Consider the following 19,733-nt stretch of genomic DNA (forward strand, 5'->3'; position numbering starts at 1 on the left):
GGGCTTGGATGGGAAATCATTGCCCCAAAAACCCCAGCGACTCTGCCGATTTTAAAGGCTATTCTGGATCAACGTGGGTGACCGTGGGAGGCCAGGGTTGGCGGACTTCCCCTCCGCCATCCTGCTTCGCGCTCACGCGCTTCGCAGGATTGCGAATTTCTCCGATCGCGAAGCAGGACGCCTCCGTAGCTTTAGCGGAGGGGGCTGCTGTTGTTTTACGTCTATCTCATAGAAAGTCTTTCCACATAGGGCCAGCGCTACGTCGGAGCGACTGCCGATCTCAGGCAGCGTCTTCAAGAGCACAACTCAAGGAAATCCTACCACACTTCGAAATTCAAACCATGGCGGCTGACGACCTATATCGCGTTTAGCGATCGAGCCAAGGCGGAAGCTTTCGAGCGCTATCTCAAGTCAGGGTCCGGTCACGCCTTCGCCAACAAACGCCTATGGTAGTGTCCAGGGTGCTCCCGGTTCGAAGCCTATGAAGACCTACACTATATATCGCGCACCGATCGGCTATTGACAAAACCGGCAATTTTGCAATCGTTGCTCTGGAAGCCAGCTCGTATAGTTATATCATTTCAGCAGGCGCTATGCATTGCCCATGCTGGTTGCAGCTGACTGCACGGCAAAAAGCAACCTTTCCGAGGAAACCGATTTTGATAAGAGGGAAACAATGGATCTCAGCACTCGTCTCGTCGACCTCCAGAAGAAGGTCGTCGCTCACCGAGAAATACTATTGACGGAAGAAGCTGCGAAGACAGCTCTCGTCATGCCGTTTATTCAGGCCCTGGGTTATGATGTTTTCAACCCTGGCGAGGTTGTGCCGGAGTTTACGGCGGATGTCGGAACCAAGAAGGGTGAGAAGGTTGACTATGCCATCTGCAAGGATGGGAAAATTTCCATTCTGATCGAATGCAAGCCCTCCAGCGCGGAACTGAGTCTCAACCACGCAAGCCAACTCTTCCGGTATTTCAGCGTCACGGACGCGAGGCTCGCGGTCCTGACCAACGGCGTTGTTTATCAGTTCTACTCCGACGTCGACCGCCCTAACAAAATGGATGAGAAGCCATTCTATACATTTTCTATAGAGGCAATCAAACCATCCGATCCAAAGATACTCGAAAAATTCAGCAAGTCTTCCTTCGACGTCGATCAGATTGTTCAGGAAGCCGTCAATCTCAAGATGCAGTCACAGCTTAGAAAAGAGCTGGAGAAGGAATTCAACGAACCCTCGGAAGATTTCGTCCGCATGTTGGCCTCGCGGGTCTATGGCGGGCGGCTCACGCCGGCAATCAAGGAGAGCTTCGGCAAGATACTGCCAGCGGTGATCGCCAGCCTGATCCGCGATCTGGTGAATGAGCGACTATCTTCCGCCCTCAATGCCGCAGCACCTGAGATCCCTGACGTCGCCGACAACGGCTCGGACGAAGAAGCTGTGATGACAACGCCGGAAGAAATTTCAGGCTTTCACATCATTCAGGCGATCGTCTCTCGAGTTACCAGCCCGAAGCGCGTCGTGATCAGAGATGCCAAATCCTACTGCGCCGTGCTGTTGGACGACAACAATCGCAAGACGATCGCCCGCCTGCACTTCAACGGGGTGACGACCAAGCACCTCGGACTGTTCGAAGGCAAAGAGGAGACCAGACATCCGCTCTCCGACCTTACCGAGATCTATCAATATGCGAGTCAGATCGAGGCTCGGCTCAGGGACCTGGATCCGAGTATTCCACAGCCCACCTAAGGCAATAACTTTCTGGAACTAGCGACAGATTCGCGCTGAATCCGGCAAGTAGCTGGTCAGCCGACCGCCTCCTGCTCGGGCGGAAGCAGGAATTCGAGACCGTTCAGTCGCCCGATCTCGATTACGCGCGGAATATCGGGAGCCCCGTTTTGCGGTGGTAATTCGCGGGTTCCGGGGGGCATCGGCTCTCCGGCCTGACTGAAGAAGGCGTCGTGGACACGGCCCGGCGCGTTGATGATCAGCAGCCGGCCGGGTCTCGCCCCTACATTCTTGAAGGCGTGCACCGCCCCGTCCGGAATCTTGACGAAGGCGCCGGTCTCCGCCGCGACTGTCTCCCCTCCGATGGTAAAGACGAAAGATCCGTCGAGCACGTAGAACGCCTCGTCCTCTCCGGGATGCCGGTTCGGCGGCGCGCCGGCGCCGGGCGCCGTCAGTGATTCGACGAGGCAGTAGGCACCGCCGGTATCCGGGCTGTGCGCCAGGAAACGGAGCAGGTTGCCGAACAGGTGATAGGTGTCGGTCGGATACGCGGTCATGACGTCCTCCCTGTACGTACGGGCGCCTTGAGGCGTCTTGTCTAGTTTATGAGACATTAGTATCATTAAGATCACAGCGTCTCAAGAGAGTTCGCCATGCGCCTCGACACCGGCCGGTCCAACCAGAAGCTCAGGACAAGGCAGGCATTGCTTGCTGCGGCCCGCCATCTGATGGATCGCGGGGAACCAGTGACGGTGATCGCCGCCGCCGAGGCGGCGGCGATCTCGAAGGCGACGGCGTATCGCTACTTCTCCGACTCAGATGCGCTCACGCTCGAGGCGGTGCTCGACGGAGGAGTGGCAACGCCGGAGGAGATCGTCGGAGAGGCCGAGAACGTCCGGGAGCGCGTGCTCAGGGTCGCACGCTACCTGTTCCGGCTGACGCGGGACGCCGAGACCAAGTTCCGCCTGTTCCTGGCGCGCGCGCTCGATGCCTGGGTTGCCGATGGCGGCCGCATGACGATCGATCTTCGCGGCGGCCGGCGCCTGCCGATGTACGAGCATGCCCTCGCGCCGGTCCGATCCCGCATGACCCCGCATGACTTCGACTTTCTGGTGAAATCGCTATCGGCCGCATCCGGGATGGAGGCCTATATCGCCCTCAAGGACGTCTGCCGCGTGAATGACGCCATGGCCGACGCGATCCTGGCGTCCAACATCTCCGCCATCCTCGACCGGCTCCTGCCCGCCACCGACGGCTGATCCAGCTGTCCACAAAAGACGAAACCGCCATACACCGCCGGATGGTAAGATTGCGGCGACTTCAGCCGAATCGGAGGCTGAAATGCCAGATACTCTCGAAGGCCACTGCGCCTGCGGCTCTGTTCGATATCGCCTGCTCTCACCGCCGATGTTCGTGCATTGCTGCCATTGCCGTGACTGCCAGCGGCAGACCGGCAGCGCCTTCGTGCTCAACGCGCTGATCGAGTCCGACCGGGTCGAGTTGCTGTCGGGCAAGCCCGAACCGGTCGGCGTGCCGACCGACAGCGGCCGGCCGCATGTCATCCACCGCTGCCCCACCTGCCGCACGGCGCTGTGGAGCACCTATGGCGGCCGCACCCGGATCCGCTTCGTCCGCGTCGGCACGCTGGGCGACCCCGCAGAGCTGCCGCCCGACGTGCACATCTTCACCCGGTCGAAACTGCCCTGGGTGGTGCTGCCGGAAGGCGTCCCCGCCTTCGAGGTCTATTACGACCCGCAGGCGCTGTGGCCGAAGGCCAGCCTGGAGCGGCGGCACAAAGCCCTCGGCGGCTGATCCGCCGCTCAGGCGAAGGCCGGCCGGGCGCTCTCGCCGAAGCCGCGCGGCAGCATCGCCGTGGCCGGCACCTCCGGCGCCGCGGCGAAGAGCAGGTCGGGGCGCGCGGCGGCCCAGGCCTTGTCCTTGGCCAGCGCCGTCGGCCGGTTGTCGGTGCGGCACAGCATCAGGGCGCCGGAGGGGTGCTGCCACAGGTCGAAGCCGAGCAGGTCGGGGAACTCGCGGAGCGCCGCCTGCAGCGTCGGCGCCGTGCCCTCCGCCGCCAGCAGCCGCCGCGACAGGGTGTTGCGGTAGAGCTTCAGGCCGTCCCGTTCCCGGACTTCGCGCGTGACCGCCATTCCCGGATCTCCTCTGCCCAGGGCCGCGACGCCTCCGCGGCCCGACGCATCGGAACGTAAAGGGAACACAGAGTCGAGTCCAGCAGAAAGAACGTTTCGAGAACTGGCCGTTCCTTTCAAGCCGGGCAGCGCAAGATGGCGCAGACTGCAGGCATCGACCAAGGAGGATCCCGATGAGCCGAGCCCTGCCCTCCCGCACCCTCAGCGTCTGGATCGACCGCGATCCCGATGCCGTCTACGCCTTCCTGTCGGTCCCGGAGAACTTCATGCAATGGGCCAGCGGCCTCGCCGATTCGCTGAAGCGCGACGGCGACGTCTGGATCGCCGAGACGCCGGAGGGGACCGCGCGGGTGCGCTTCACCCCGCCCAACCCGTTCCGCATCGCCGACCATTGGGTCACGCTGCCGAGCGGGCCGGAGATCTCCCTGCCGATCCGGGTGCTGGCGAATGGCGGCGGCAGCGAGGTGACGTTCCATCTGTTCCGCCAGCCGGAGATGGACGACGCCCGTTTCGCCCGAGACGCCGAATGGGTCGAGCGTGATCTGGCGACGCTGAAGCGGGTGCTGGAGGACCGGCCGCGCCAGGACGCATAGACGAACGTCGAATACCCCCTTTGGTTCGCCGGCTGATAACTTTCCGCAAATACGTGTCGTATTATCGGGGGCGAGCCTCCCCGCAGAAACGACGCGCAGCCATAATGCCAAAGGGAGGATGCACCGGTGACAACTGCATCGGAAGCCGAAGTCCGATCACCTGTTCCCGCATTGAGCAAACGCGAGGAGCGCAAAGTCATCTTCGCGTCCTCGCTGGGGACGGTCTTCGAATGGTATGACTTCTACCTGTACGGGTCGCTGGCGGCCTCGATCGGCAAGCACTTCTTCTCCGCCGTCAACCCGACCGCGGCGTTCATCTTCACCCTGCTGGCCTTCGCCGCCGGCTTCTTCGTCCGGCCCTTCGGGGCCTTGGTCTTCGGCCGGCTGGGCGATCTGGTCGGGCGCAAATACACCTTCCTGATCACCATCGTGATCATGGGCCTGTCGACCTCGATCGTCGGCATCCTGCCGGGCTACGACGCGATCGGCCTCGCCGCGCCGGTGATCCTGATCCTGCTGCGGCTGCTGCAGGGCCTGGCGCTGGGCGGCGAGTACGGCGGCGCCGCCACCTACGTCGCCGAGCACGCGCCGGACGGCAAGCGCGGCGCCTACACCTCCTGGATCCAGACCACGGCGACGATGGGCCTGTTCCTGTCGCTGCTGGTGATCCTGGCCTGCCGCCTGTCGATGGACCCGGCCTCCTTCGACGCCTGGGGCTGGCGCATCCCGTTTCTGCTGTCGGTGATCCTGCTCGGCATCTCGATCTGGATCCGGCTGCAGCTCAACGAATCGCCGCTGTTCCAGCAGATGAAGGCCGAAGGCAAGGGCTCCAAGGCGCCGCTGACCGAGTCCTTCGCCCGCTGGTCGAACCTGAAGATCGTGCTGCTGGCCCTGTTCGGCCTGACGGCCGGCCAAGCCGTGGTCTGGTACACGGGGCAGTTCTACGCCCTGTTCTTCCTGACCCAGACGCTGAAGGTCGACGGCCAGACCGCGAACATCCTGGTGGCGGTGTCGCTGCTGATCGGCACGCCCTTCTTCCTGGTGTTCGGCGCCCTGTCCGACAAGATCGGGCGGAAGCCGATCATCATGGCGGGCTGCCTGCTCGCGGTGCTGACCTACTTCCCGCTGTTCCAGGCCCTGACCCACTACGCCAACCCGGCGCTGGAGGCGGCGCAGACCAAGGCCCCGGTCACGGTGTTCGCCGACCCGACGGAATGCAGCGTGCAGTTCAACCCGGTCGGCACGTCGAAGTTCACCACCTCCTGCGACATCGCCAAGAGCGCCCTGGTCAAGGCGGGCGTGCCCTACAGCAACCAGGCGGCGCCCGCGGGCAGCAAGGCCGAGATCGACGTCGGCGGCACCCGCATCGCCGCCTATGACGCCACGGCGGCGGACGCCGCGGCCGCTGGCCCGGCCTTCACCAAGGGCCTCGGCGACGCGCTGAACGCCGCCGGCTATCCGGCGAAGGCGGACCCCGGCCAGATCAACCATGTGATGGTGGTGCTGATCCTCACCATCCTGGTGATCTATGTGACGATGGTGTACGGGCCGATCGCGGCGATGCTGGTGGAGCTGTTCCCGACCCGGATCCGCTACACCTCGATGTCGCTGCCCTACCACATCGGCAACGGCTGGTTCGGCGGCTTCCTGCCGGCGACCTCCTTCGCCATCGTCGCGGCCACCGGCAACATCTATGACGGGCTGTGGTACCCGATCATCGTCGCCGGCATCACCCTGGTCGTCGGCACGCTGTTCATCCGCGAGACGAAGTCGGTCGATATCCGGGCGGACTGATCCGGAGAAATCTTGTCTCTTCCTGGAGGCCGCGCCCAGAATGGCGCGGCCTTCTTGTTTGAGCCGAGATGACTGACGCCACCGTCGTTCTGATCGCCGACGACCATCCGCTGGTGCGGCGCGCCCTGGCCGAGACCCTGGCCGAGGTGATGTCGCCCGCGCCTGCCGTCATCGAGGCCGGCAGCTTCCCCGAGGTGCTGGACACGCTCGGCGACTGCACCGTCGACCTGCTGCTGCTCGACCTGTCGATGCCCGGCATGAACGGCTTCACCGGCCTGGCCTCGCTGCGCGCCTCGTTTCCCGCCGTGCCGGTGGTCATGGTCTCGGCCAATGAGGACCCCGGCGCCATGCGGCAGGCGATGGAGTTCGGCGCCTCCGGCTACCTGCCGAAATCGACGCCGCTGGCGGAGATCGGCGACGCCATCGAAAGCGTGCTGGGCGGCGGCGTCTGGTTCCCCGAGGCGGCGACCGGGCCGTCCGCCGACGCGCCGGAGCGCAGCGAGCTGAGCCGCCGCGTGGCCGAGCTGACGCCGCAGCAGCTCCGCGTCCTCGCCTTGCTGACCGAGGGCAAGCTCAGCAAGCAGATCGCGTTCGAGATGTCGATCACCGAAGCGACGGTGAAGGCGCATCTGTCCCAGATCTTCCGCAAGCTCGGCGTCCAGAACCGGACCCAGGCGGTGATCGCGGTGCGGCAGCTCGGCCTCTCGGACCCGCCGCCCGGCAGGGCCGGGAATGCCTCCTAGCCCTGCCCCGGCTTCGGCACCGGCGTCAGGCTTTCGACGGGAACGACCGGCAGCACGATCTTCGAAGGATGCGCGCGGCCGAGATGAATGCGGTTGGTGGCCACCCGCTTCAGCCGCCCCGTGCCCTCCGGCTCTCCGCTGTTCGGGTTGACGTCGTATTTCGGGAAGTTGCTGGAGGAGATGTCGAGCCGGATGCGATGCCCGGCCTTGAACAGGTTGGCGGTGGCGAAGGGCTCGATGGTGATCGCATAGACGCGGCCCGGCTCCATCGGCGACGGGTTCTCCCAGCTGTCGCGGTAGCGGCAGCGCAGGATGCCGTCGGTCAGGTTCAGCGCGAAACCCTTCGGGTCGTCCGCGGTTGGCGGGTGCACGTCGATCAGCTTGGCGGTGAAGTCGGTGTCCGGCGCGTCGGAGGAGACGAAGAGCCGGACCTCGATCGGCCCGACCACCGCCATGTCCCGCTCCAGCGGCTCGGTCTCGAACACCACCACGTCGGGGCGGGACGACAGCGGCAGGCCGGGCCGCCGGCAGCCGAAGAAGCGCTCGCCCTCGGTCTGGTCGAAGCCGCCGCCCTCGAACACCGGCTGGCCCGAGGTCAGGGCGCCGCCGATGGTCGGCACCGGGTTCGCCGGGTCGAACTGATAGGCGATCGACGCCTCCTCGACCTCCGGCGCCGCCGCGTCCAGCCGGCCGTCGGCATGCAGGTGATAGTCGGTGAAGACGGTGCCGGGCAGCGGCCAGTCCGCCGCCGCGATCCAGCGCCCGCCATGGTCCAGCCGGCCCTCCGCGGTGCGCCGGCCGCTGCCGCCGCCCATCAGGAACAGCCGGGCCGCCGGCTCGGCCTCGGCGCCGTTGCCGATCCCCTTCAGCCAGCGGTCGAACCAGCGGCGGCGGAAGTCGAGCCAGCTAGCGGTCACATTGCCGTCGATCGTCGCCACCGGCCCGAACTCCGTGTCGCCGGCGAAGGTGGTGTTGCGGTTGCCGTGCAGCCACGGCCCCATGATCAGCTTCACCGGACCCTTCCGGCCGTTGCCGGTCAGGGCCGCATAGTTCTCCATCGTGGTGCGGACATAGGCGTCGTACCAGCTGGACAGCAGCACGATCGGGATGTCCGGGAAGGTGCCGTACCAGCCTTCGGCATAGATGCCGAGCTGCTTCCAGTAGTCGCCGAAGGACCCGTTGGTCCATTGCTCGAACAGATAGGCCTCGTAATCCGGCACCGCGCGCACCGGCGAATGGCCGGGCCGCCACGGCATGGCCGCGAACCAGGCCCGCAGGTCCTCGGCCTCCAGCGCCGCCAGCACCTTGGGGTCGGCCAGCGCCGCCGGGCTCTCCTTCGCCTGGTTGAAGGCCCAGGTCGCCTGCTTCAGCTCGAAGGCGCCGCCCTGGCGGATGCCGCAATGGTAGGCGTTCGAGAAGCCCCCCGAATCCACCACCATGCAGGCCAGGCCCGGCGGGTTCAGGCAGGCCAGGGCGAACTGGGTGTGCGCGGCGTAGGACAGGCCCATGGTGCCGACCTTGCCGTTCGACCAGGGCTGGGCCGTGATCCAGGCGACCGTGTCGTAACCGTCCGGCCCCTCGGAGGTGTATTTGGTGAACACCCCTTCGGAGCTGTGGCGGCCGCGGCAGTCCTGGTAGACCACGGCATAGCCGGCGCGGACGAAATGCGCCGCCACCTGCGGCCGGGCCATCGGCCCGTCCATCCCGGCCCCGATCTCGGAGCGCGACAGCTCGGTCTTGCCGTAGGGCGTGCGCTCCAGGATGGTGGGCAGCGGCGCGTCGACGCCGACGCGGTAGCCGGCCGGCAGGTACACGTCGGTGGCGAGATTCACGCCGTCGCGCAGGGTGACCATCCGGTCGCGCAGCACCTGGACTTCACCCGAGCTCACTTGGCGATCTCCGCATAGGTGGCGAGGGTCCATTCGTTCTTGTTGGCGCGGTAGGTGATGCCGTCGCGCGCCGCCCAGTGCACGGTCGGGAAGTACAGCGGCACGATGCCGACATCGCCGAAGCCGATCCGCGCCGCCTGCTCCAGCAGCTGGTTGCGCTTGGCCTCGTCGAACTCCGCCAGCGCCTGCTTCAGCGTCGCGTCGAACTCCGGGTTCGAGTAGCGGGCGCGGTTGAAGGCGCCCATGCCGGCTTCCTTGTCGTAGGTCGCCAGCACGTTGGTCAGGGCGTTGGCCGAGTTGCTGTTGCTGTTGCCGAAGCTGAAGATGAAGGCGCTGTATTCCTGCTTCGAGGCGGCGCCGGCATAGACGTTGTAGGGCTGGGTGACCACGCCGTTGATCTTCAGCCCCCCGCGCGCCAGCATCTGGCCGATCGCCTGGGCGATGTCGGCGTCGCCGGCGAAACGGTCGTTCGAGGAATGGACCGTCAGGCCGAAGCCGTCGCCGTAGCCGGCCTCGGCCAGCAGGGCCTTGGCGCCGGCGGCGTCATAGGCCTCGGGCTTCACATCGGCGGCGTAACCGCCCAGCCCTTCCGGCACGATCTGCCCGGCCGGCGTGCCGGAGCCGTTCAAGAGGCGCTGGATGATCAGGTCGCGGTTGATCAGCTTGGAGATGGCGAGGCGCACCCGCTTGTCCTTCAGCGGGTTGGCCGCCAGGGGCTGGCCGTCCTTGCCGGTGACGAACGGGCTCTGGTCCCGCGCCGAATCCAGCGCCAGGTAGATCAGCCGGCCGGAGGTGGTGGAATAGACCTTGGCCTTGCCGCTGCCCTCGACCGTCGCCACGTCGGCCGGCGGCACGCCGTCGATCAGGTCGACCGCGCCGGACAGGAGGGCCGCGATCCGCGCCGCGTTGTTCGAGATGACCTTGACGGTGACGTTGTCGAAGGCCGGCTTGTCGCCCCAGTAATGCGGGTTCGGCGCCAGCACCAGCCGGTCGCCCGGCACCCACTCCTTGAACATATAGGGCCCGGTGCCGACCGCCGCGGCGCCGGAGTTGAAGTCGTTGGTCGTCTTCCCCTCCGCCGCCTTCTTCGAGACGATGTAGACGAGGCCGACCTGCTCGATGAATTGCGGCGTCGGCGCCTTGGTCTTGAAGCGGATGGTCAGCGGGTCGACCGCGGTCATCTCCGCGATGCTGCCGACCGCGCCGGTGAACGGCGCCGGGCTGTTCGGCACCGACCTGGCGCGGTCCATCGAGAAGATCACGTCCTCCGCCGTCAGCTCCGAGCCGTCGCTGAACTTGACGCCGGGGCGCAGCTTGACCTCCCAGGTGGTCGGGTCGACGGCGGTCCAGGACAGCGCCAGCGCCGGCTGCACCTGCAGGTTCTCGTCGGTCTGCACCAGCCGGTCGAACATGTGCTGCGCGATCGACTGGTTGTTGCCGGTGCGCGAGAACTGCGGGTCGATGGCGGAGGGCTCGGTCGCCGTGCCGATGGTCAGGTCGGCGGCCTGGGTAAAGCTGGCACTGCCGAGCGTCAGGATCGCTGCAATCGTCGCCAGAAGAGCGCCGAGGCGTCGCTTCCCAACACCGTCATTGCGAGCGTAGCGAAGCAATCCAGGGGCTGCTCGCACCGGCCCCTGGATTGCTTCGTCGGCTTCGCCTCCTCGCAATGACGGTGAGGAATGGGCGGTCCGTGCCGGCGTCCAAATCATCTTGCTCTCCTCTGTTTCGCTCACGGGCGCGTTCAGGCGCCTCAGATCAGGTGGCAGGCGGCCTGATGGCCGGGCGCGACCGGGCGCAGCGCCGGCCGCTCGGTGCGGCAGCGGTCGGTCGCCATCGGGCAGCGCGGGTGGAAACGGCAGCCGGTCGGCGGGTGCAGCGGCGACGGGATCTCGCCCTTGATCGTCTCGAACTTGCGCTTGCGGTTGCTCAGCCGCGGCACCTCGTTCAAGAGCGCCGCGGTGTAGGGATGCAGCGGCCGGGCGAACAGCTCCGCGGTCGCGGCGGTCTCGACCACCCGGCCGAGATACATGATCACCACCCGGTCGCTGATATGCTCGACCACGCCGAGATCGTGGCTGATGAACAGGTAGGTCAGGCCCAGCTCGCGCTTCAGCTCCAGGAACAGGTTCAGGATCTGGGCCTGGATCGAGACGTCGAGCGCGGCGATGGATTCGTCGCAGACCAGGAAGTCGGGCTGCACCGCCAAGGCCCGGGCGATGCCGATGCGCTGGCGCTGGCCGCCGGAGAACTGGTGCGGGAATCGGTCGCGATAGGCCGGGTCCAGCCCGACCCGGCGCATCATGTCCTGGACATAGCCATCGGCCTCGCGCCGGCCCACCAGCCCGTGCACCCGCGGCGCCTCGCCGATGATGTCGCGCACCCGCTTGCGCGGGTTCAGCGAGGCGAAGGGATCCTGGAAGATCATCTGCGCCTTCAGCCGGGCGTCGCGCGCCGCGTCGCCGGCCAAGCCGTCGACATCCCGGCCGCGCCAGCGGATAGCACCGTCGCTCTTCGGCAGGATGCCGGCCATCATACGGCCCAGCGTGGACTTGCCGCAGCCGGATTCGCCGACCAGCCCGACCACCTCGCCCGGCGCGATCGCCAGGTCGACGCCGTCGACGGCGTGTACCGTCCGTTCCTCGATCCTGGCGTCCAGCAGGCGCGCCGTCTTCTCGGCGTAATCCAGGCGCTTGGTGAAGCGCTTGCCCAGGCCGGCGGCCTCGATCAGCGCGGTCATGGGCGGGTCTCCAACTGCGGGTGGAAGCAGCGGAAGGCACGGTCGCCCCGCCAGGTCGTCTCCGGTGCCACGAGGCAGGCCTCGGTCGCGCGGCCGCAGCGCGGGCGGAAGGCGCAGCCCTGTGGCAGGGCCAAAGGCGACGGCGCCATGCCCGGGATCTGGAACAGCGCCTCGCCGCGCGGCCGGTCACCGGGGACCGAGCCGATCAGCCCGATGGTGTAGGGATGCGCCGGCCGGTCGATCACCTCGTCGACCGTGCCGGTCTCGACCACGCGGCCGGCATACATGACGCAGATCCGGTCGGCCAGGGCAGCGACCACGGCGAGGTCGTGGCTGACCCAGATCAGCGCCGTGCCGATCTCGCGGCACAGAGTCTGCACCTGGGCCAGGATCTGCGCCTGGATGGTGACGTCCAGCGCCGTGGTCGGCTCGTCGGCGATGATCAGGTCGGGCTCGTGCAGCAGGGCGATCGCGATCGCCACGCGCTGGCGCATGCCGCCGGAGAACTGGTGGGGATAGGCCTTGAGCCGCTCCTCCGGCGACGGGATGCCGACCCGGCCCAGCGCGTCGCGGGCCCGCGCCACGGCCTCCTCCCGCTTCACCCGCTCATGCGCCTGCACCGCCTCGACCATCTGGGTCTCGACCCTGAGGACCGGGTTCAGCGTCATCATCGGGTCCTGGAAGATCATGGCGATGCGGTTGCCGCGCAGCTGCCGCAGCCGCTCCGCCGGCAGCGCCGCCAGGTCCTCGCCCTTGAACAGGATGCGGCCGCCGACCACCCGGCCCGGCGGATCGACCAGGCCGAGGATCGAGAAGCCGGTGATCGACTTGCCGGAGCCGGATTCACCGACCAGTCCCAGCACCTCGCCGCGGTCGACCCGGAAGCTGACGCCGTCGACGGCGCGGACGACTCCGGCCTTGGTGAAGAAATGCGTCTGCAGGTTCTCGACGCTCAGCGTGGGGGCGGTCATCTCCGGGCCCTCACTTCTGCAGCCGGGGGTTCAGCGCCTCGCGCAGGCGGTCGCCGACGATGTTGATCGAGAAGATCAAGGCCAGCAGCAGCAGGCCCGGGAACACGCTGATCCAGTAGAGGCCGGCCAAGAGGACTTGGTAGCCGTTGGCGATCAAGAGGCCCAGCGACGGCTCGGTGATCGGCAGGCCGATGCCGAGGAAGCTCAGGGTGGCCTCGGCTGCGATCGCATGCGCCACCTGGATGGTGGCGATCACGATCACCGGCGGCAGGCAGTTCGGCAGCAGATGGCTGAACAGGATGCGCGCTTTGCTCAAGCCCAGGCACTGCGCCGCCTCGACATATTCCTTGCCGCGCTCGACCAGGGCCGCGGCGCGGACGGCGCGGGCGAAATAGGCCCATTGGACCACCACCAGGGCCAGGATGACCTTGCCCACCCCCTGCCCCAGCACGGCCAGCATCATCAGAGCGACCAGGATGGTGGGGAAGCCCAGCATCAGGTCGACGACGCGCATGACCAGCGTGTCGATCTTGCCGCCGAAATAGGCCGCGACGAGGCCCAGCGTGGTGCCAACGGCCAGGGCGAACAGGCCGGACAGCACGCCGACGCCGAGGCTGGTGCGCAGCCCGTACAGCATCGCCGACAGCATGTCGCGGCCCTGGGCGTCGGTGCCCAGCCAGTAGGTCCAGCCGTCCATGCTCTCGCTGCCCGGCGGCAGGCGGCCATCCATGATGCTGAGCGAGGCCAGATCGTAGGGGTCCTGCGGCGCGATCCAGGGGGCGAAGATCGCCACCGCGACCAGCGCCAGGCAGGCGGTGGCGGCCAGGGTCGCGGCCTTGCTGTCCAGGATGCCGCGCAGCGCCTGGGCCAGGATGCCGTCGCCGAGCAGCGGCTTGCGGGCGGTCACGGCGTCGCTCATGCGTCGGCCAGCCGGACGCGGGGGTCGAGCACCGAGTACAGGATGTCGACCACCAGGTTGATGACGATGAACATCGCGACGACGATCAGCAGGTAGGCGACGATCACCGGCCGGTCGAGCCGCATGATGCTGTCGATGATCAGCTTGCCGACGCCGGGCCAGGCGAAGATGGTCTCGGTCACCGTGGCGAAGGCGATCAGCGACCCGAACTCCATCCCCACCACGGTGACGATCGGGATCAGGATGGTCTTCAGCACATGGACGAAGATCACCCGCCGCTCGGTCAGCCCCTTGGCGCGGGCGAACTTGACGAAATCCAGCGGCAGGGTCTCGCGCATGCCGCTGCGGGTCAGGCGGATGATCAGCGAGACGTTGAACAGCGACAGGTTGACCGCCGGCAGGATCAGATGGGTCAGGCCGTCCCAGGTGGCGAGGCTGGTGTGCAGGCCCAGCACCTCGCCGGTGGTGCCCCGGCCGGTGGAGGGCAGCCAGCCGAGCATCACCGAGAAGATCATGATCAGCATCATGCCCTGCCAGAAGTTCGGCAGGCTGAAGCCGAGGATCGAGCCGGTCATCACCGTGCGGTCGAAGCGGCTGCCGGCCTTGAGCCCCGACAGCACGCCGAGCGGGATGCCGATGACCAGCGACAGCAGCAGGGCGATGAAGGCCAGCTCCAGCGTCGCCGGCAGCCGCTCGAAGATCAGGCTGATCGAGGGCTGGTTGAAGACGAAGGAGCGGCCCAGATCGCCATGCAGCGCGTTGCCGAGGAAGGTCAGGTACTGCTCCCACAGTGGCCGGTCGAGGCCGAGCGACTGGATGGCCTGGGCGATCTCGGCCTGCGAGGCGTCGGCCGGCACCAGGATCTCGATCGGGTTGCCGATGGCATAGACGCCGAGGAAGACGAGGACAGAGGTGACCAGCAGCACGAAGGCGCTCTGCACCAGCCGGCGGATGATGAAGACGGTCATGGCCGGCTTGTCGGCGTCCCGGCGCGCGAATCCCGCATCTGCGTCCCTGTTCGCTTATGATGGGCCTGCCGGGCGGTCCGGCGTGGCGAGGGGGACACTAGGCGTGGGAGAGAACGGCCCGCAACATCATGCGGAATCCGCATCGGGCTATGCGCATTTCGTGCGCGGGCACAGGCTGGCCCGATGCTTCGTGTCGCGGATATCGGTGCGGGCGGGATGAACGTCAAGCAGCTCGAGGCCTTCAAGGCGATCATGCGCAGCGGCTCCACCACCGCCGCCGCGGCCCGGCTGGACCTGTCGCAATCGGCGGTCAGCCGCCTCTTGACCCAGCTGGAGGCCGAGCTGGGGCTGGAGCTGTTCGCCCGTGAGAAGGGCCGGCTGATCCCGACGCCGGAGGCGATCGGCCTCCTGGATTCGGTCGAGGACGCGGTCGACGGGGTGCAGCGCGTGCAGCACGTGGCGGAGGCGCTGCGGGCCGGCAACTCCGACCAGATCCTGCTGCGCATCGGCGTGCCTCACAGCATGTCGCAGACCATCCTGCCGCTGATCGTCGAGGAGTTCCTGCGGGAGCACGGCAATGTCGCGTTGGAGATCCTGTCCGGCGCCTATCACGAGACCGAGCGCGCGGTGCTGACCCGCCAGGCCGATCTCGGCTTCGTGCGGCTGCCGACCGGCGAGGCCGGGATGGACACGATCGCGATCGCCCGCACCGCCAGCGTCTGCGTCATGCCGGAGGGCCACCGGCTGGCGGAGAAGCCGGTGGTCTCGGTCGAGGATCTGGAGGGCGAGCCGCTGGTGCTGCTGGGCCGGCAGCGGCCGGCGCGGGCGGAGATCGACCAGATGTTCCGCCGCGTCCATTTCCGGCCGCGGGTCCAGGTCGAGACCCATTCGGTCGGCTCGGCCTGCGCCTTCGCCGCCCAGGGGCTGGGCGTGACCATCGTCAACGCGCTGATGGCGAGCCATTTCCGGCAGTTGCCGATCGCCATCCGGCCCTTCCGGCCGCTGCTGTGGAACGAGTTCGGCCTGGCCTTCGCCGCCGGCCAGCCCCGCTCCCGCGCCGCCGACCGCTTCGCCGAGCATTTCCGGAGCCGCCTGATCGACATGCTGCGCGGGCTGGAGAGGGAGTTCCGACCGGACGTGACGTAGCGGTACCGCTCCGTCAGGCGGCCGGCGGCGTCTCGGCGGGCGCCCGCCGAGACGCCAAGCGCTGCACCAGCAGCGCGCGCAGCGCCGCCGGCTTCAGCGGCTTGTGCAGCAGCGGCAGGCCGCGGGCGCGGGCGGCCGCCTTCAGCGCCTCCGTCCGGTCCGCCGTCACCAGGGCGGCGGGCAGCGGACGGCCGGCCGCCGCCTCGAGCGCGGCGAGCACGTCGAGCCCGGTCTCCGCCCCGGCGAGGTGGTAATCGAGCAGCACCATGTCCGGCATCCGGCCGAGCGGCTGCAGCGCCTCCTTCGCGCCGGCAGCGTCCGTCGCCGCCACCACGGTGCAGCCCCAGCCCTCCAGCAGCAGCCGCGTCGCGGTCAGGATGGCATGGTCGTTGTCGACGCAGAGCACCAGCCGTCCGGCCAGGTCGGTCGCCGGAACGCGTGGGCGGGGCGCCGCGGGCGGCGGCACCGTGGCCTGGGTCTCCGCCAGCGGCAGCACCACCTCGAACACGCTGCCGCGGCCAGGCCAGGAGCGCACCGCCACCCGATGGCCGAGCCGCGCCGCGATGCGCTCGACGATGGCGAGGCCCAGCCCCAGCCCCGCCGGCTCGTCCTCGCTGCCGGAGCCGAGGCGGCGGAACTCCTCGAAGATGGCGGAGAGCTGCTCCTGCGGGATCCCTGGCCCGGTGTCCCAGACCTGGATCACCAGGGCGCCGGCCCGGCGGCGGCAGCCGACCAGAACGGTGCCCTGCCTCGTGTAGCGCACCGCGTTGGAGACGAAGTTCTGCACGATCCGGCGGACCAGGGCCGGGTCGGTCTGCACCGTCGCGGTCGAGGGCGCGATCCTGAGGCGCAGCCCGCGGCGACGCGCGATCGGCTCGAAGGGCAGAACGGCGGCGCGCAGGATCTCGTCGGCCGTCACCGCCCGAGGCTGCGGCTCGAAGGCGCCGGCGTCGAGCTTCGAGATCTCCAGCAGCGCCTGCAGCAGTTCCTCCACCGTGCCGAGGGAGCTGTCGATATGGCCGACCAGCGACGCCTCCGGCCGCCGGCCCAGCCGCTCGGCCAGCGTGGCGGTCAGGAGGCGCGCGGCGTGGAAGGGCTGCAGCAGGTCGTGGCTTGCCGCCGCCAGGAAGCGGGTCTTGGAGAGATTCGCCGCCTCGGCCGCCGCCTTCGCCGCCGCCAGCGCCTCGTTCAGCGCGGTCAGCTCGCGGGTCCGCTCGGCGACGCGGCGCTCCAGCGTCTCGGCGGTCTCGCGCAGCACGGCCTCGGCCCGGCGCTGCTCGGTGATGTCGTGATACAGGGTGAAGAAGCCGATGACACGGCCCTGCTCGTCCCGATGCGGAATGTAGGTGCCGCGCGCCAGCTCGGCCCCGGCGGCGGCGAACTCGATCTCGAACACCTGGCGCCGCCCGGCCAGCGCCGCGTCGATATAGGGCTTCAGCCGGGCATAGCGGTCCTCGCCGAGCGCGACGCGGATCGGCAGCCCGTTCGTCTCGCCGCGCTCCAGCCCCAACGCCTGCTCGTAGGGCCGGTTGGTGAAGCGATAGCGCTCCTCCCGGTCGACATAGGCGATCAGGACCGGGACGTTGTCGGTGTAGATGCGGATGCGCCGTTCGCTGTCGCGCAGCGCGTCCAGCGTCTTCACCCGTTCGGTGACGTCGGTGCAGACCAGGACGAAGCCGCCGTCGGGCATCGGGTTGGTCTGCAGCTCCAGCACCCGCCCGTCGCTGCCGCGCCGCTCATGGCTGTGCGCGCGCCGCCGCCGCTCGGGGTCGCGCTGCTCCTCCAGCAGCACCGAGAGGTCGAGGCCGAACGCCCCGCCCTGCCCCGGCGCCGCCAGCGCCGCCAGCGGCATGCCGATCGCGACCCGCGGCTCGGCCAGGCCGAGGATCTCGACGAAGCGGCGGTTCCAGGCGGCGAGGTGCAGGTCCCGGTCGAACACGCCGATGCCCTGGCCGATATTGTCGAGCGTGGCGCTCAAGAGGTCGCGGTTGAAGAGGATCGCCTCCGACGCCTCACGCAGCAGGGCCTGCGACCGGCCGATGGCGGTGCGGTGCCGGCGCATCGTGGCGGCGACCATGATGCGGGCGGAGGCGGCGCCGATCGCGCCGCTCAGAAGCCGCTCGGTGTGGTCGGCGAGGTCGCGGTCCCGCAGCGCCGCGACCGCCCCGCCGAAGGCCGCTTCCGCCCGCTCCGGCCCGACGAAGCGCGCGACCAGCGTCTTGAGGTCGTCGAAGGCGGCGGCGCGGTGCGCGGCCTGCGGCCGCTGCCCGGCCTCGACCGCCGGGCCGACGAAGGCCTCGGCCTGTTCCCGGTCGCGTTCGCCCGCCCGGGCCAGCAGCGACACGCCGACCAGCAGCGCGGTGTTCACCGACAGGCTCCAGAACGCGCCCCGGGTCAGGGCGTCGACATGGTCGCCGATACCCCACAGCACGCCCTCCATCCCGAGCAGCGGCACCGAGGCCAGCCAGTCGACATCGGTCAGGGTCGGCGCCAGGAAGACGACGAGCCAGACCAGGAAGCCGCCCGCCATGCCGGCGAAGGCACCGTGGCGGTGGGCGCCGCGCCAGTACAGCCCGGCGATCAGGGCGGGCCCGAGCTGGGCCACGGCGCAGAAGGCGATCAGCCCGATCGAGGCCAGCGGCAGGCGCCCGCCGATCACGGCGTAATAGGCATAGGCCAGCAGCAGGATGGCGAAGATCGCGATCCGGCGGATGCGCAGCACGGTGGGGCCGAGGGCGCCGTCGCCGCAGGCCGCCATGCCGCCGCGCAGCAGCAGCGGCAGCACCAGTTCGTTGCTGATCATGGTGCTGAGCGCCACGGTCTCGACGATGACCATGCCCGTGGCCGCCGACAGCCCGCCCAGGAACACGGCCAGCGACAGCAGCGGATCGCCCGCCGCCATCGGCAGCGCCAGCACGAACAGGTCGGGGTCGGTGGCGGTGCCGAGCAGCAGCAGCCCCGCGATGGCGAAGGCCGGGACGAAGACGTTGATGGCGCCGAGATAGGCCGGGAACAGCCATCGCGCCGTGCGCAGATCGGCCGGCCGCCCGCTCTCCACCACCCCGACATGGAACTGCCGCGGCAGGCACAGGAAGGCCAGCGCCGACATCACCGTGATCGACACCCATTCCGGCCCGACTGCAAAGCTCTCCAGCCGCGCCTGCAGCTCGGGCACTGACAGCAGCCGCGCCGCCAGATCGCCCGGCCCGTCGAACATCACGAAGGTGACGAACACGCCGGCGGCGAGGATCGCCCCCAGCTTGACCAGGGATTCGAAGGCGATCGCCAGGATCATGCCCTGGTGCCGCTCATTCGCCTGGACGTGCCGGACGCCGAACAGGATGGCGAAGACCGCCATGGTCAGGGCCACGTGCAGCGCGGTGTCGGCCCAGATCGGCGTTGCGATGGTCCGCCCCGGCCCGGTGGCGAGCGCGCCGAAGCTGAGCGACACGGCCTGCAGCTGCAGAGCCAGATAAGGCAGGACGCCGACCAGCGCGATCAGGGTCGCGACCGCGGCGACGACCCGGCTCTTGCCGTAGCGGGCGGCGATGAAATCGGCGACCGAGGTGATGTTCTGCTCGCGCGCCACCCGGGTGATCTTCCGCATCATCGGGAAGCCGAGGGTGATCACCAGGATCGGGCCGACATAGATCAGCGTGAAGTCGAGCCCGTGCGACGCGGCCCGGCCGACGCCGCCGTAGAAGGTCCAGGAGGTGCAGTAGACGGCGAGCGAGAGGGCATAGACCAGCGGTTCGCGCAGGCCGGAGCGCCAGTAGCCCGGGCTGCGGTCGCCGGCGAAGGCGACGGCGAAGAGCAGGCCGAGATAGCCGAGCGCGATGATCCACAGCAGCCAGTCAGCCACCGCCTGTTCCCCGATCCCTGCGCCCGTTCCTCCCGGTCATGCCCCGAAGCATAAGCCGACTGCGGCGTCAGGCCGAGCGTTTCGGCGGCGCGGCTGGAGAATCCCCCTCACCCCCCCGCCGCCTTCGGCGTCGGGCCCCTCCCTCTCCCCGAGGAGAGGGGAGTACGAGCCCCAGCCCCAGCCCCAGCCCTCTACACCTCTCCTTGGGGAGAGGTCGAAATCGCGCAGCGATTTC

At 68.3% G+C, this 19,733-nt stretch carries 16 protein-coding genes and 1 pseudogene; 8 read left to right on the top strand and 9 right to left on the bottom strand.

Annotation, left to right across the window (positions count from 1 at the left end):
• Positions 1 to 267: 267 nt before the first annotated feature.
• Positions 268 to 453 (top strand): annotated as a pseudogene (locus G537_RS45700) (GIY-YIG nuclease family protein); the annotation flags it as partial.
• 151 nt (positions 454 to 604) lie between these two features.
• Complete coding sequence (locus G537_RS0133015) at positions 605 to 1,747, top strand: type I restriction endonuclease (protein WP_245579192.1); 1,143 nt, start codon at positions 605 to 607, stop codon at positions 1,745 to 1,747.
• A gap of 56 nt (positions 1,748 to 1,803) precedes the next feature.
• Here G537_RS0133015 and G537_RS0133020 read toward each other — a convergent pair whose 3' ends face one another.
• On the bottom strand, positions 1,804 to 2,283 hold the full coding sequence (locus tag G537_RS0133020) for a cupin domain-containing protein (RefSeq protein ID WP_026873669.1): 480 nt from the start codon (positions 2,281 to 2,283) through the stop codon (positions 1,804 to 1,806).
• 96 nt (positions 2,284 to 2,379) lie between these two features.
• Between G537_RS0133020 and G537_RS0133025 the strand changes: the two genes are divergently transcribed.
• Both G537_RS0133025 and G537_RS0133030 read left to right on the top strand, forming a co-directional pair.
• Entirely contained in the window at positions 2,380 to 2,985 is a 606-nt protein-coding gene (locus G537_RS0133025; protein ID WP_155888894.1) for a TetR/AcrR family transcriptional regulator, read from the top strand.
• 82 nt (positions 2,986 to 3,067) lie between these two features.
• On the top strand, positions 3,068 to 3,538 hold the full coding sequence (locus tag G537_RS0133030) for a GFA family protein (protein WP_026873671.1): 471 nt from the start codon (positions 3,068 to 3,070) through the stop codon (positions 3,536 to 3,538).
• 8 nt (positions 3,539 to 3,546) lie between these two features.
• Here G537_RS0133030 and G537_RS0133035 read toward each other — a convergent pair whose 3' ends face one another.
• Positions 3,547 to 3,876, bottom strand: a complete 330-nt coding sequence (locus tag G537_RS0133035; protein WP_026873672.1) for a hypothetical protein — start codon at positions 3,874 to 3,876, stop codon at positions 3,547 to 3,549.
• 173 nt (positions 3,877 to 4,049) lie between these two features.
• On the opposite strand from G537_RS0133035, the gene G537_RS0133040 reads away from it, so the two are divergent.
• From G537_RS0133040 to G537_RS0133050, 3 genes are all read left to right on the top strand, one after another.
• On the top strand, positions 4,050 to 4,469 hold the full coding sequence (locus G537_RS0133040; RefSeq protein ID WP_034853802.1) for an SRPBCC family protein: 420 nt from the start codon (positions 4,050 to 4,052) through the stop codon (positions 4,467 to 4,469).
• A 171-nt stretch (positions 4,470 to 4,640) separates the two neighbouring features.
• Complete coding sequence (locus tag G537_RS0133045; protein WP_026873674.1) at positions 4,641 to 6,263, top strand: MFS transporter; 1,623 nt, start codon at positions 4,641 to 4,643, stop codon at positions 6,261 to 6,263.
• Positions 6,264 to 6,331: 68 nt separating this feature from the next.
• Complete coding sequence (locus G537_RS0133050; protein ID WP_026873675.1) at positions 6,332 to 7,006, top strand: response regulator; 675 nt, start codon at positions 6,332 to 6,334, stop codon at positions 7,004 to 7,006.
• Here the strand turns inward: G537_RS0133050 and G537_RS0133055 are convergent.
• The 6 genes from G537_RS0133055 to G537_RS0133080 form a co-directional block, all read right to left on the bottom strand.
• A complete protein-coding gene (locus G537_RS0133055; protein ID WP_026873676.1) occupies positions 7,003 to 8,895 on the bottom strand; it encodes a CocE/NonD family hydrolase in 1,893 nt (630 codons plus the stop codon). The two genes, G537_RS0133050 and G537_RS0133055, sit on opposite strands and share 4 nt — an antisense overlap.
• On the bottom strand, positions 8,892 to 10,505 hold the full coding sequence (locus G537_RS0133060) for an ABC transporter substrate-binding protein (RefSeq protein ID WP_211230595.1): 1,614 nt from the start codon (positions 10,503 to 10,505) through the stop codon (positions 8,892 to 8,894). The genes G537_RS0133055 and G537_RS0133060 overlap by 4 nt, the downstream gene beginning before the upstream one ends.
• Before the next feature lie 140 nt (positions 10,506 to 10,645).
• Positions 10,646 to 11,632 carry an ABC transporter ATP-binding protein gene (locus G537_RS0133065; protein ID WP_026873678.1) on the bottom strand — a complete coding sequence of 329 codons (987 nt, stop codon included), beginning with the start codon at positions 11,630 to 11,632 and terminating at the stop codon, positions 10,646 to 10,648.
• A complete protein-coding gene (locus tag G537_RS0133070; RefSeq protein WP_026873679.1) occupies positions 11,629 to 12,603 on the bottom strand; it encodes an ABC transporter ATP-binding protein in 975 nt (324 codons plus the stop codon). The genes G537_RS0133065 and G537_RS0133070 overlap by 4 nt, the downstream gene beginning before the upstream one ends.
• A 10-nt stretch (positions 12,604 to 12,613) precedes the next feature.
• Positions 12,614 to 13,522 (bottom strand): ABC transporter permease, encoded by a 909-nt coding sequence (locus G537_RS0133075; protein WP_034853804.1) that lies wholly within the window; start codon positions 13,520 to 13,522, stop codon positions 12,614 to 12,616.
• Positions 13,519 to 14,490 carry an ABC transporter permease gene (locus G537_RS0133080; RefSeq protein ID WP_026873681.1) on the bottom strand — a complete coding sequence of 324 codons (972 nt, stop codon included), beginning with the start codon at positions 14,488 to 14,490 and terminating at the stop codon, positions 13,519 to 13,521. The genes G537_RS0133075 and G537_RS0133080 overlap by 4 nt, the downstream gene beginning before the upstream one ends.
• A 183-nt stretch (positions 14,491 to 14,673) precedes the next feature.
• Here G537_RS0133080 and G537_RS0133085 point away from each other — a divergent pair, with 183 nt between their 5' ends.
• Entirely contained in the window at positions 14,674 to 15,636 is a 963-nt protein-coding gene (locus tag G537_RS0133085; RefSeq protein ID WP_211230596.1) for a LysR family transcriptional regulator, read from the top strand.
• Positions 15,637 to 15,649: 13 nt separating this feature from the next.
• Here G537_RS0133085 and G537_RS0133090 read toward each other — a convergent pair whose 3' ends face one another.
• Entirely contained in the window at positions 15,650 to 19,498 is a 3,849-nt protein-coding gene (locus G537_RS0133090; RefSeq protein WP_034853805.1) for a hybrid sensor histidine kinase/response regulator, read from the bottom strand.
• Positions 19,499 to 19,733: the final 235 nt, after the last annotated feature.

Origin of the sequence: Inquilinus limosus DSM 16000 (assembly GCF_000423185.1) — a bacterium.
GTDB lineage: Bacteria > Pseudomonadota > Alphaproteobacteria > DSM-16000 > Inquilinaceae > Inquilinus > Inquilinus limosus.

Coding starts and splice junctions, on each gene's coding strand:
- G537_RS0133065 (WP_026873678.1), bottom strand. CDS start 11,632: ATGACCGCGCTGATCGAGGCCGCCGGCCTGGGCAAGCGCTTCACCAAG.
- G537_RS0133015 (WP_245579192.1), top strand. CDS start 605: ATGCTGGTTGCAGCTGACTGCACGGCAAAAAGCAACCTTTCCGAGGAA.
- G537_RS0133030 (WP_026873671.1), top strand. CDS start 3,068: ATGCCAGATACTCTCGAAGGCCACTGCGCCTGCGGCTCTGTTCGATAT.
- G537_RS0133070 (WP_026873679.1), bottom strand. CDS start 12,603: ATGACCGCCCCCACGCTGAGCGTCGAGAACCTGCAGACGCATTTCTTC.
- G537_RS0133080 (WP_026873681.1), bottom strand. CDS start 14,490: ATGACCGTCTTCATCATCCGCCGGCTGGTGCAGAGCGCCTTCGTGCTG.
- G537_RS0133025 (WP_155888894.1), top strand. CDS start 2,380: ATGCGCCTCGACACCGGCCGGTCCAACCAGAAGCTCAGGACAAGGCAG.
- G537_RS0133050 (WP_026873675.1), top strand. CDS start 6,332: ATGACTGACGCCACCGTCGTTCTGATCGCCGACGACCATCCGCTGGTG.
- G537_RS0133040 (WP_034853802.1), top strand. CDS start 4,050: ATGAGCCGAGCCCTGCCCTCCCGCACCCTCAGCGTCTGGATCGACCGC.
- G537_RS0133035 (WP_026873672.1), bottom strand. CDS start 3,876: ATGGCGGTCACGCGCGAAGTCCGGGAACGGGACGGCCTGAAGCTCTAC.
- G537_RS0133020 (WP_026873669.1), bottom strand. CDS start 2,283: ATGACCGCGTATCCGACCGACACCTATCACCTGTTCGGCAACCTGCTC.
- G537_RS0133075 (WP_034853804.1), bottom strand. CDS start 13,522: ATGAGCGACGCCGTGACCGCCCGCAAGCCGCTGCTCGGCGACGGCATC.
- G537_RS0133085 (WP_211230596.1), top strand. CDS start 14,674: ATGCTTCGTGTCGCGGATATCGGTGCGGGCGGGATGAACGTCAAGCAG.